At 65.8% G+C, this 12,509-nt stretch carries 9 protein-coding genes; 5 read left to right on the top strand and 4 right to left on the bottom strand.

The window, feature by feature from the left end; all coding sequences use genetic code 11:
- Nucleotides 1-52 precede the first annotated feature (52 nt).
- The 3 genes from HQ354_RS21855 to HQ354_RS21845 all read right to left on the bottom strand — a co-directional run bounded on the left by HQ354_RS21855 (nt 53) and on the right by HQ354_RS21845 (nt 5,113).
- Nucleotides 53-1,417 (bottom strand): FAD-binding oxidoreductase, encoded by a 1,365-nt coding sequence (locus HQ354_RS21855; protein ID WP_222635580.1) that lies wholly within the window; start codon nt 1,415-1,417, stop codon nt 53-55.
- Between the two features lie 162 nt (nt 1,418-1,579).
- A complete protein-coding gene (locus HQ354_RS21850) occupies nt 1,580-4,849 on the bottom strand; it encodes a BTAD domain-containing putative transcriptional regulator (RefSeq protein ID WP_222635581.1) in 3,270 nt (1,089 codons plus the stop codon).
- A 60-nt stretch (nt 4,850-4,909) separates the two neighbouring features.
- The gene (locus tag HQ354_RS21845; RefSeq protein WP_068422182.1) at nt 4,910-5,113 is read right to left on the bottom strand and encodes a PspC domain-containing protein; all 204 of its coding nucleotides are present in this window, start codon (nt 5,111-5,113) and stop codon (nt 4,910-4,912) included.
- A gap of 204 nt (nt 5,114-5,317) precedes the next feature.
- On the opposite strand from HQ354_RS21845, the gene HQ354_RS21840 reads away from it, so the two are divergent.
- The 3 genes from HQ354_RS21840 (at nt 5,318) to HQ354_RS21830 (ending at nt 8,014) form a co-directional block, all read left to right on the top strand.
- Nucleotides 5,318-5,458 carry a hypothetical protein gene (locus HQ354_RS21840; RefSeq protein WP_167678528.1) on the top strand — a complete coding sequence of 47 codons (141 nt, stop codon included), beginning with the start codon at nt 5,318-5,320 and terminating at the stop codon, nt 5,456-5,458.
- A 107-nt stretch (nt 5,459-5,565) separates the two neighbouring features.
- Nucleotides 5,566-6,477, top strand: coding sequence for a polyphosphate kinase 2 (gene ppk2 / locus HQ354_RS21835; protein WP_068422188.1), 912 nt, complete (start codon nt 5,566-5,568; stop codon nt 6,475-6,477).
- A 697-nt stretch (nt 6,478-7,174) separates the two neighbouring features.
- On the top strand, nt 7,175-8,014 hold the full coding sequence (locus HQ354_RS21830; RefSeq protein ID WP_068422314.1) for an alpha/beta fold hydrolase: 840 nt from the start codon (nt 7,175-7,177) through the stop codon (nt 8,012-8,014).
- On the opposite strand, the gene HQ354_RS21825 is transcribed toward HQ354_RS21830, so the two are convergent.
- Nucleotides 8,004-10,034 (bottom strand): prolyl oligopeptidase family protein, encoded by a 2,031-nt coding sequence (locus HQ354_RS21825; protein WP_222635582.1) that lies wholly within the window; start codon nt 10,032-10,034, stop codon nt 8,004-8,006. The genes HQ354_RS21830 and HQ354_RS21825 overlap by 11 nt on opposite strands.
- Before the next feature lie 36 nt (nt 10,035-10,070).
- Here HQ354_RS21825 and HQ354_RS21820 point away from each other — a divergent pair, with 36 nt between their 5' ends.
- Entirely contained in the window at nt 10,071-10,715 is a 645-nt protein-coding gene (locus tag HQ354_RS21820; protein ID WP_222635583.1) for a GAP family protein, read from the top strand.
- Nucleotides 10,716-10,789: 74 nt separating this feature from the next.
- A complete protein-coding gene (lpdA, locus tag HQ354_RS21815) occupies nt 10,790-12,193 on the top strand; it encodes a dihydrolipoyl dehydrogenase (RefSeq protein WP_068422197.1) in 1,404 nt (467 codons plus the stop codon).
- The last annotated feature ends 316 nt before the right edge of the window (nt 12,194-12,509 follow it).

Below are 12,509 nucleotides of genomic sequence, written 5' to 3'. Positions count from 1 at the left end.
GCGGAAAGTTGCACCCTGGGCCAACGTTCCGCGCACGGGCGGCGTAGCCGCCCTACCAGCGCGAGGCCGCCGAGAAGACTCCCTGCGGATCGACCTCGGCTCGGATCGACTCCAGACGGTCCCGGGTGTCGGCGGACCATGCGCTGCGCACCCGGTCGGCCGGGACGCCGGTGGCTGCACCTGCCATGTTGACGAATGCGCCGCAGGTCCACGGCTCGAACCGATCGACGAACCCGTCGAGAGCGGCGGGGACGGCGTCGGCGATCGGCGGGACGAGGACGCCGACGGCGAACAGGTTGAACGCGGCGTCGCGTCCGGCGACGGCATTCGCACTCGCCGGCCGACGACCCAGCGCACCGCCCATCGCACGCAGTTCGGCGACGGCGAGCGGTAGTTCGGCTGCGCCGAGGAAGACTTCGGCCGCGTCGTCGGTGAGTTCGGTCAGCAGCAGCCCGCGTTCCATCGCGGGCATCGGATCGGTCGGGTCCATGTGCACGGCGGCGATCGCAGCGAACGGGATCTCGCCGACGGTGTCCATGACCGGCTGAGCGACGCCTCGCATCGGGGCCAGCAGCGCGTACCCGTCCTCGGTCGAGCTGACGTGCGCATACCGCAGATGCAGGACGGTCCGGCCGCGCAACGGTTCCGGCAGTTCCGGGACGGGTGGCAGATGCAGGACGGCGACGGACGTCGTCACGGAATCGGGGAGCGTCGGAACCCACGACCGCCACGCCTGGACGACGGCACGCGCGTCGGCAATGTCGAAGAAGATCCCGCCGCCGAGGACGGTCTGAATCGGGAACAGGTCGACGACGATCTCGGTCACGATGCCGAACGCGGCACCCCCGCCGCGCAACGCCCAGAACAGGTCGGCGTTCTGGTGCTCGTCCGCTCGGCGCACGACTCCGTCGGCGGTGACGACCTCGATGCTGCGGACGTGATCTGCGGCGAAACCGTATGTCCGAGCGATCGGGCTGAGTCCGCCTCCGAGGGTGTATCCGACGGCGCCGACGGTCGTCGAGGAGCCGGCGAGTCCGGCGAGGCCGTAGGGCGCGGCCGCGTCGAGAACCTGCTGCCAGACGACGCCCGCGCCGATCGTGGCGGTTCGCCCGTGGTGGTCGATCGTCAGCGTCTCGAGCGCGCGGGTGCTGATCAGAATCGTGTCCGGACCTGCGGCAACGGCGCTGTGGCCGGTGCACTTGACCGCGATCTTCATCCCGGCCCGCGCGGCGACGCGCACTGCTGCGGCGACGTCGTCGGCATCGGCTGCGACGAGGACCGCGGCCGGTTGGTGGTCGACGGCGACGTTGAAGCCGGATACCTCGACGACGTAGTCGGCCGAGCCGGGCTCCAGCACGAGGCCGCGGGTCGCGAGGTTCAGTTCGGTGGGTACGGCGTTGGATTCGGTGGTGGTCATCGTGTTCGCTCGTCCTTCTCTGGGCTGGTGTGGTGTGAGCACAGCTGACCACCGGGGGATTGCAGTCGACTTGGAGAACTCTTGGACCGAGTCGATCATCGGGGTCGACGCCGGGCCGGACCAGCGGAAAAGCGCAAATTCACCCGTTCGGATGAACAGCGATCAGCGAGCGTCCATCCACTGAGGATCGGCCAGTAGATCCTTCGTCGACGCAACGAGACGCTCGGCGGCGGCGCGATGGTCGGCGGCCGCGTCGTGCATCCCGAGAACGTCGGCGGTGGCGGCGAGTGCAGAGTCGACGGCACCGCAGTACAGGGACCCGCTGTCGACGCCCGCGAAGGTGCCTGCGAACGGCAGCAATTCGTCGTAGCACTCGCGGCACACGTCGATGTCGCCCAGGGCGGCGGCAGCGAGCGCTCGCACGGCCGTCATCCCGCGCCAGTAGTAGTCCCGCTGGTACGGCTCGGTTCGAGCCCAGATCTCTCGTGCACGGCTCATGTTGCCGCTGCGTGCCAGCGCCAGCACCCACGGGTTGTGAATCCGGACGGGGAGGTCGCCGTCGAGCGTCGGGAAGTCGTCGAGGATGCCGTCGTACGAGTCGGTCGCGATGGCGGTCGCCAGGCGTCCGATGTAGCGGATCTCGAATCCGTGCGACGTGCCCTGCTCGTCCATGTAGTCGGCGACGGCTTCGTAGCGGGCGGCGGCGACGCCGTATCGACCGGCGAGCACATCGACGAGGCCACCGAAGATCGTCAACACGCCGAGCAACTGCGTCAGTGCAGCACCACTGGCGAGTTGGATGGCGTCACGCACGTGCGACCGGGCCCCTTCGAGGTCGACGACGGCGTTGCACGCGAGGAACAGCTGGAAGTGGGCGAGCGCTTGGTATTCGGCCGAACCGATGTCGGTGGCGACGGCGAGCAGCTGCTCGGCACGTGCGACGCGTTCGTCGTCGTGATCGGGTCCGAATGCAATGTAGCCGAACGCATTCAAGGCCAGGCACAGCAGTTCGGGGTCCCCCAGCCGCTCGGCCAGTGCGACCGCGTCGACGGCCTGTTTGCTTGCGGTCGCGGAGTCGAGACCCTCGATCTCGAACACCGACGTGACCAGGAGACGAGTCCGATCGGCTTCTCCCACATCGGGATCGGCGAGGAGCGCGTTCACGTGGCGCAGAATTCCCTCGTCGGCGATGCCTTCGCGGATGTGCCAGATGACGGGTGCGCGCCACGACGTCACGGCGTCGAGCAGCGCGCGACGGTCGTCGAGTGCCCACGCGATGTCGATCGCCTCCTGCCGACGCACCCGTGCTTCCCGGGTGTTCGCCGCCCGTGCGAGCGATGCGACGACCCTGATCAGCAGGGCGAGTCGTTCGGTGGCCGGTGCCATCGGGTCGAGATCGAGCGTCTCCAGTGCGGAATTCCACAGGGCGAGAGCATCTTTGTGCGACGACAGAGACTCCGCTCGGTGCGCGGCGGCGGCGATCACGTGCGTCGACTCGATGGCTGTCGTCGAGGTCGCGCCGAGTGCGGCGTGATGCGCGAGGAGTGCGAGGTCCTCGGGCGCGCGATCGCGCAGCACCGCATACGCCTGCGCGTGCAGTCGCCTGCGTCGCAACTTGGGCAGGTCGAGGTACAGCGTGTCGCGGACGAGCGCGTGGGTGAACTGCAGTCGGTCGGCAGCTCGTTCGGTCAACAAGCCTGCAAGCACCGCGGGTTCGAGATCGTCGAGCAGTTGGTCTTCGTCGGCCTTGGTCATCTCGAGCAGCGTGTCGAGGTCGGATTCGCGGCCGAGGACGGACAGCCGTCGCAGGGTGGTGACCGTGTGCTCGGGAAGTCGGGAAAGTCTGCGGCGCAGTACTTCTCCGATACCGGTCGGGATCGCTTCGCGCGCGGCAGGCGCGCCTTCGGACACGATGAGGCGGACGAGCTCGCGCAGGAACAGCGGGTTGCCTTCGGTGCGCGTCGCGAGCAGTGCCAGTGTGTCCGGACTCGGATCGACAAGACCGAAATCAGCTGCGACGGCGGCCATTCGATCCGGCGGCAAGCCCGCGAGTTCGAGTCGTGTGCTCGGCACGTCGAGCAGCGTCGCCCACGCGGACGTGAGATCCTCGGTGATTTCCGACGATCGGAACGTTGCGACGACCAGGATGTGCGCCCCGCGTGCGTCCGTCGCGAGTTGCCGCAGCACCGAGAGCGTCAACGCGTCGCCGCGGTGGACGTCGTCGAGGACCACGAGGATGGGCGACGACTCGGCGAGCCGGCAGAGGTAGTCCGCAACCCATTTGCCGAGCCAGAATGGTTGTGCTGTATCGATTTCCGATGATCGTGGAAGGATCGGGGCCAGCTTGTCGCGGACGTCGTCGTCCATGCCCGCGACGTTCGCGAGCGACTGCAGGACCTCGCTCCACGCCCACCCGGGAGGGGCGCCGTCGACCTCGGGGCAGCGACCCCACCCGATGTTCCACTGTCGTTGCCGCAGTTCGGCACTCAGCATCGACGCCAACGTGCTCTTGCCCTCGCCTGCCTCGCCGCCGATCCACGCGATCCCGAGTCCCGACGCGGCCGCCGTGTCTGCTGCCGCGACGAGCGCCGCGAGATCGTCCGGTCGACCGTTGGCGACCTCAGGATCGGCCTGCGCGGTCGAGCGTTCAGCGGGAACGACCGGCGCGACGACGGCGTGAACCTCCTCGACCTGCACCTCGTCCACGCTGTGCGCCAGGATGTCCGATTCCAGGGTGCGAAGTGTCGGGTCGGGATCGATCCCGAACTCGTCGGCCAGATAGTCGCGGGAACGCCGGAGCACGGCGAGCGCGTCGGATTGCCTGCCGCCGCGGTAGAGCGCGAGGGCGAGGAGTCGGACGGATTCCTCGCGGTCGGGCGCGAGGGCGATCACGGATTCGAGATCGCTGACGACGGCAGCGTGGTTGCCGCGGGCGATCATGTCGGCGGCTCGGCGTTCGACCGCGGTGCGACGGAGATCCTCGAGCCGGGTGACTTCCGACGCGGCCCATGCGGCGTCGGAAACCTCCCGGTACGGGCCGTCGGTCCACAGAGCCAACGCGTCGGTGTAGCGGTCGGTCCGGTCGACGAGATGCTCGAACTGCCAGACGTCGACGGCCTCGTCGGGCAGGGTCAGCGCGTATCCCGGAGGCGCGCTGATCAGCACGGTCGCGGGCGAGCGCGGTGGACGGTTCGGTTCGAGCACGCGCCGCAGATTCGAGACGTGCACCTGCAGCGCACCGAGCGCCCTCGGCGGCGGATCGCCCGCCCACAGATCCTCGATCAACAGGTCCGTGCTGACGACGCGCCGACGCGCCAGTACGAGGCGCGTGAGCACGGTGCGCTGGCCGCGGCTGCCCAACGAGACGGGCCGCCCGTCGACGTCCGCACGGATCGGCCCGAAGGCGCGAATCGTCACTGCTGGCTGAATCATGATGATCGGTAGGTTAACGGCATCCATCCCGGGGCGCCCAGCAGTACGCCCGCCTACACCTCAGGATCGCTCGGGCATGAGCATCCAGGCCGCGAGGTAGACGAGGGCGACGGTGCCGAAGGACACGAAGGCGCCGATCACCGTCAGGACGCGAACGAGATTGACGTCGATGCCGAAGTACTCGGCGACGCCGCCGCAGACACCGGCGACCATCTTCTGCGAATCGGAGCGGACGAACTCTTTCGGGGCGTTGGTGTATGTCATGAGAAAGAGTCTGCTCGGCGGAGACCTCCCGGCACATCGGGAATTTCCCCCATCTCGACCCCGAAGTCTTCACCGACCGTAAGCATGGAATCCGGCCCGAAACACCCGTACGGCCTTTTTTCGAAACCAGCTAGGACACAGCGGGTTTCGCCGGATAGTGTGTGCTCGTTCGACTGCTCATCACCCCTCGAAAGGACTTTTCTCATGCTCGGAACCCTCCTCGGCGCAGTGCTCGGCGGAATTCTCGGCGGCACGGGCGACGACGCTGCTGCAGGCGCAGGCCTGGGCGCTATCCTCAGCGGCCTCCTCGGAGACGGAACCGGAAGCGCCGGATCCAGCTCGTAGTTGCTCTCCGTGCGCCTTCTGCGTGACCGACGAAACCGCAGAGGGCGCACGACCGAGTTCACCTTCTTGTCACCATCTTGTTGCCGCCGGGGGCTAGCTTTCGGCCCATGACTCACGATTTCAGCTCGGTCGGCAATCTCGACGCAGCCGTGGACCTCACGGATACCAGCGGTTTCGTCGTCGACGACAGCGACGACGACGATCCCATCCTGCTGACGGTCCCCGACGGGCGAGTCGTCGACACCTGGCGCGAGGGATATCCCTACGACGAGCGCATGTCCCGCGCCGAGTACGAAATGCAGAAGCGGTTGCTTCAGATCGAACTGCTCAAGCTCCAGATGTGGACGAAAGAGACCGGCCGACGCCACGTCATCGTGTTCGAAGGCCGCGACGCCGCAGGCAAAGGCGGCACCATCAAGCGCTTCATGGAACACATGAACCCGCGCGGCGCACGCGTCGTCGCGCTGGAGAAGCCGTCGGCGCGCGAGTCCACGGAGTGGTACTTCCAGCGCTACATTCAGCACCTCCCCGCTGCCGGCGAGATAGTCATGTTCGACCGCTCCTGGTACAACCGCGCAGGCGTCGAGCGTGTGATGGGATTCTGCGACGAAGACCAGCACGCGCGATTCGTTCGGCAGGCGCCGCTCTTCGAACAAATGCTCGTCGACGACGGGATCAGCCTCACCAAGTTCTGGTTCTCGGTGTCCCAGCTCGAGCAGCGCACGCGCTTCGCCATCCGTCAGGTCGACCCGGTCCGGCAGTGGAAGCTGTCGCCGATGGACCTGGCCTCGCTGGACAAGTGGGATGCCTACACGGCGGCGAAGGAGGAGAACTTCCGTGCCACCGATACCGACGTCGCGCCCTGGACCATCGTGAAGAGCAACGACAAGAAGCGCGCCCGGCTCAACGCGATGCGCTTCGTTCTGAACAAGTTCGATTACGCAAACAAGGATCAGGAAGTCGTCGGAGAAACAGACCCGTTGTTGGTCGGACGTGCGCGTGACGTGATCGGAGAATGATCCTCTCCTAACCGGTCGCCGCGAATCCGTCGTCGAAATGTCGGCAAATCAGGTTTATTTCCCGATTTCATGGTCCCGCTGTTACCTCGTCGATGCATATGAGGTAAGAAGGAGGCGGGTCGTGACGTGGCGGCCGAGCAGTTCAACTGGAGGAGTAATTCATGGGTTCCGCAGCAACCTTCCTTGGTGACATCGTTTCCGGCGTCTACGACGGAATCGTCGACGCAATCGTCGACCAGATCGTCGGTGCTCTGACCTCGGGCAGCGCTGCCTGATAGGGCTCCGGCCAGGTTCGAACGAGGCGCCGCGACTCACTCGAGTCGCGGCGCCTCGTTCGCTTTTGTAAAAGCTGTATTCTGGTTTGGTCGACGCTTTGCTGCTTTTGGACTTTTATCGCCGAGCCCCTGGCGGAGTTTCGATTCGCTTGATAGAAACGTAAGTGGCAGTGATTGTTTCGTGATCGTCACTCCATCGGAATAGAACCCTCGAATAGAAGGAGCTCATTTCATGTCCAGCGAACTCGACACCTCCGGCCTGCTCGCCCTGCTCGCATTGCTGTTCTCCGGCAGCGCAGAGGCACCCGAGACGCCAGCGGGCTGAGTCAACGTCTGCTTCAAGCCTCCTACGTCGGCCGGGGCCAACCGCACAGGTTGGCCCCGGCCGACGTTCGTTCGTGTAGGCCTTAGTCTTGGCGGTCGTGGAGACCGTTCCGATTCAGATGCCCGGCGGCGACGTCGTCCCGGTAAGGCTGTTCGAGTCCGCTGTCCCTCCCAAGTGGGATGTTCCCGTCGTCGTCGTGCTGCCGGGTCTCGGTATCCCGGCCGGCTACTACCAGCTGTTCGCCGAGCGGCTGGCGGACGAGGGCATGCACGTCGCGCTCGCCGATCTGCGTGGCCAGGGTGACAGTAGGCCCAAGCCCAGCAGCGCCAGCAGGTACGGCTATCAGGAACTCGTCTCGGTCGACTTCCCCGCGGTCTTCGAAGTGGTCCGGGAGCGATTTCCCGACGCGACGCCGTACGCGCTCGGCCACAGCATGGGCGGTCAACTCGCGTCGCTGTACGCGTCGCGCATCCGTGGCCGCCTCGGCGGGTTGATCCTGGTGGCATCGGGATCGCCGTACCACCGCGGTTTCGGCGTCGCGCGAGGTGCTTCGCTGTTCGTCGGTGCGGCGGCCATGTCGCTGACCAGCAGCATCGCGGGTTTCTGGCCAGGGGATCGTATCGACATCGGCGGTTTCGGCCGTCAGTCGAAGGTGTTGATCGACGACTGGTCGCGATTCGCACGCACCGGCAGGATCGAGCCGTCGGGCGCCGACATCGACTACGAGGAGAGGATCGGCAGGCTGAAGCTGCCGATCCTCGCCGTCACGCTGGCCGGCGACGACATGGCCCCCCGGAGTTCCATGGACAACCTGCTGCAGAAGTTTCCGCGCGCCGATATCACCACACGGCATCTGGAGTCACCGCGTGGTCATATCGAATGGATCCGTCAGCCGGGCTCGGTCGTCGCCGAGGTGGTCGAGTGGTTCAAGCGTTGAGGGTCGTCCACAGGAACTGAAACGCGAGTGTCGTCTTGAACGCCATCTGGGCGTTGTCTGCGGCACCGCCGTGGCCGCCCTCGATGTTCTCGAAGTAGCGAACGTCCTGGCCCAGCTCTTCGAGGCGTGCGGCCATCTTGCGGGCGTGGCCGGGATGGACCCGGTCGTCCCGCGTCGACGTCGCGATCAGGATCGGCGGATATTCCTTGTCCGCGGGTCCGACGACGTTCTGGTAGGGCGAGTATTCGGAGATGAACGCCCACTCGTCGGGATCGTCGGGGTTGCCGTACTCGGCCACCCACGAGGCTCCGGCCAGCAGCAGGTGGTAGCGCTTCATGTCCAGTAGCGGCACCTGGCAGACGATGGCTCCGAACAGCTCGGGGTACTTCGTCAGCATGATGCCCATCAGCAGACCGCCGTTGCTGCCGCCCTGGGCGCCGAGCTGCCGATGCGTCGTGATGCCACGTTCGACGAGATCCCGGGCGACAGCCGCGAAGTCCTCGTGGACCTTGTGCCGACCGGCGCGCAGGACCTGTGTGTGCCACTCGGGGCCGTACTCACCGCCACCGCGGATATTGGCGACGACGTACGTGCCGCCTCGTTCCAGCCATGCGAGGCCCGTCGCGCCGCTGTACGACGGCGTCATCGAGATCTCGAAGCCGCCGTAGCCGTAGAGCAGGGTAGGTCCTGGCTCTGCATTGTCGCGGCGCACGACGAAGTATGGAATTTTCGTGCCGTCGTCGGACGTCGCGAAATGCTGGGCGACGGCCAAACCGGTGGTGTCGAAGAACGACGGCGCCTGCTTCAGCGCCTCGATTTCTCCCCCGACCGTGCCGTACAGCAGCGTCGCGGGCGTGAGGTAGCCGCTCGACGACAGGAAGAACTCGTCGCCGTTCTCCTCCGAATCCGTGCCGACGATCTCGATCGACGTCAGCTCGGGCAGACCGGTCATCGGTCGGTCGCTCCAGCCGTCGTCGCCCGGTGTGTAGACCCGTACCTCGGTGGCGACGTCGAACAGCGTGACGACAAGCAGGTGATTCTCGGTCCACGCCCACTGATGCAGCGAGCGGTGCTCGTCCGGCGCGAACAGGACCGTCAGATCACGCTCACCGCGCACGAACGCGTCGAAGTTCGTGGCGAGCAGCGCGCCGGCCGGGTACGTCGTGCCGCCGACGGTCCAGTCCGTCATCGTGCGCACGAGCAGCCAATCCTTGTGGACCGACGCCGTCGCGTCCGTCGGCACGTCGACGAGGACGAGTTCGTCGCTCTCCAGCACATAGAGCTCGGCGTTGTAGAAGTCGGTGGCGCGCTGGACGAAGTCGCGTTCGAATCCGGGAGTCCGGTCGTGCCATGCAGAGATCGAGATGTCCGACGGCTTGCCCTCGAACACGGTCGTCGCCTCGGACAGTTCGGTGCCGCGCTGCCACCGCTTCGCGATCCGCGGGTAGCCGGAGTCGGTGAGCGAGCCGTCGCCGAAATCGGTACCGATGTAGACGGCGTCGGAATCGATGTAACCGATGTCGGTCTTCGCTTCGGCGACGTAGAAGCCGCCGTCGTCCGCATTGCGGAAAGTCCTTGTCTCCAGGTCGAATTCACGCACGACGGTCGCGTCGGCGCCGCCGCGGGACAGCGTCACCAGCGCGATCTTCTGGTCCGGGCGCAGAACCTGTGCGCCGCTCCAGACCCAGTTCTCGCCTTCGGCGTCGGCGACGGCATCGAGGTCGAGCAGGACGTCCCATTCGGGGGAGTCCTTGCGGTACTCCTCCATCGTGGTCCGACGCCACAGCCCGCGCACGTGGGTCGCGTCGCGCCAGAAGTTGTAGAGGTAGTCGCCGCGGCGACGCGCGTACGGAATGCGGGCGTCCGTGTCGAGGATTTCGCGAACGCGCGCCTGGATGGCGTCGAACTCGTCGCTCTTCATGAACTCGGTGGTTGCCGCGTTGCGGGTGCGCACCCAGTCCAGGGCCGCGTCGTCGGTGACCTTCTCGAGCCACAGGTACGGGTCTTCGGTGTTGCTCATGCGTCATTTCTACCTGCGCGGGTACTGTCTCCGAAGATGACGGGCCATGCGCTGACGTTCGCACTCGTGGGTCTGGTCGTCATGGTGTGGCCGTGGTCCCTCGTGCCCGCGTTCCTTCTCGCGGCCACCGATCGCGGCCCGGTGAAAGTCGCCGCGTATGCGGCCGGTTACGTTCTCGCCTTGGCCGTCGTCATGATTCTCGCCGCGACGTTGCTGCCTCCCGGTCCGCGAGCGAAGTCCACCGGACATCTCGTGGCATGGATCGAACTGGTCGTCGGGATCCTGCTTGCGCTGTTCGTACTCGTGTTCTGGATTCGTCGGCGACGACACGAACCGACGACACCGAAATGGCTCAGCGGGCTCGACCGCGTCGGCGTCGTCGCGGCGTTCCTGCTCGGGTTGTGGGTGCCGAACTACGCGCTGGTGACCGTGGCGGTCGCGGAGTTGACGCTGCTCGAACTGCACGGACCCGAAGCGGTCGGTGCCGCCGTCCTCTGGGTGCTGGTCGCGACGCTCGGAGTCGTCGCACCGCTGGTCGTGCTCGCGATGGCAGGCGCGAAAGCCGAAGCGATGCAACGGTCCTGGCGGGAATGGCTTGTCAAGCACAGTTCGACGATCATCTCCGTGGTGCTCGGTACGGTGTCGGTGGTGTTGATCGTCAAAGGTGGAATGTCGGTATGAGGTCGTGGGGGCTACCCGTGAGTAACGGGACCATCTCGAGACAGTGATACGCGACGGGACTACCCTGGGGACTCGTGACCTCACACTATGACGTCGTTGTCCTCGGAGCCGGCCCCGGTGGGTACGTCGCTGCTATCCGCGCGGCACAACTGGGCCTGAGCACCGCCATCATCGAGAAGAAGTACTGGGGTGGTGTGTGCCTGAACGTCGGCTGCATCCCGTCGAAGGCTCTTCTCCGTAACGCCGAGCTGGCGCACCTCTTCACCAAAGAGGCCAAGCTCTTCGGTATCTCGGGAGAGGCGAGCTTCGACTTCGGTGCCGCATTCGACCGCAGCCGCAAGGTGGCCGAGGGACGCGTCAAGGGCATCCACTTCTTGATGAAGAAGAACAAGATCCCCGAGTACGACGGCCTCGGTAAGTTCACCGACGCCAACACGATCGAGGTCGAGCTCAGCAAGGGCGGCACGGAGACGGTCACGTTCGACAACGCGATCATCGCCACCGGTAGCACCACCAAGCTGCTGCCCGGCACCGAGCTGAGCAAGAACGTCGTCACCTACGAAGAGCAGATCATGACCCGGGACCTGCCCGGATCGATCCTCATCGTCGGTGCGGGCGCCATCGGCATGGAGTTCGGCTACGTCCTGAAGAACTACGGAGTCGACGTCACCATCGTCGAGTTTCTCGATCGCGCGCTCCCCAACGAGGACGCCGACGTCTCGAAGGAAATCGAGAAGCAGTACAAGAAGCTCGGCGTGAAGGTGATGACCGGCGCTGCCGTGCAGTCGATCGACGACGACGGCTCCAAGGTGACCGTGTCGATCAAGAACAACAAGTCCGGTGACGTCGAGACCGTCACCGTCGACAAGGTCATGCAGTCCGTCGGCTTCGCGCCGCGCGTGGAGGGTTACGGTCTCGAGAACACCGGCGTCGCGTTGACCGACCGCGGTGCCATCGGCATCACCTCGACCATGCAGACCAACGTGCCGCACATCTACGCCATCGGCGACGTGACGGCCAAGCTGCAGCTCGCGCATGTCGCGGAGGCGCAGGGCGTCGTCGCAGCGGAGACGATCGGTGGAGCCGAGACGCTGCCGATCGACGATTACCGCATGATGCCGCGCGCGACGTTCTGCCAGCCGCAGGTCGCCAGCTTCGGTCTGACCGAGGAACAGGCTCGCGCCGAGGGTCGTGACATCAAGGTCGCGAACTTCCCGTTCGCCGCGAACGGCAAGGCACACGGACTCGGTGACGCCACCGGCTTCGTCAAGCTGATCTCGGACAACCAGTACGGCGAGCTGATCGGCGGACACCTCATCGGTCCCGATGTCTCCGAGTTGCTGCCCGAGCTCACGTTGGCGCAGAAGTGGGACCTGACGGTCAACGAGTTGGCGCGCAACGTCCACACGCACCCGACGTTGTCGGAGGCTCTGCAGGAAGCGATCCACGGTCTCGCGGGACACATGATCAACTTCTGATCAAGCTCTTCTGCGAACGGCGGCAACCACTTCGGTGGTTGCCGCCGTTCGTGTTTTCTGGGGGCGTCCGAAACGCATGGGCAGTGTTCCGACAGTTGAATCCGTAACCGATTGTGGCGCTGCTGGTTACGGTCACTCGAACTGGTGTTCTACATCTTGTCGGTGGGTGCGGCTATGGTGTGGCTCATAGTCGTGGGGGACGAGTCGATGGGGGCGGTTTCGGTGAATGCTGTTGGTGGGGGCGTTGATTGGTCGTCGGAGGTGCCGTCGGTGCCGGAGTGGTATGTGTCCGATGCGGAGGCGGAGGGGGTGTCGT

This window comes from Rhodococcus sp. BP-261 (genome assembly GCF_019835205.1).
GTDB classification, from domain to species: domain Bacteria; phylum Actinomycetota; class Actinomycetes; order Mycobacteriales; family Mycobacteriaceae; genus Rhodococcoides; species Rhodococcoides kyotonensis_B.
Note: the sequence above shows the minus strand (reverse complement) of the source record. Positions and strands in the feature narration are given on the sequence as shown.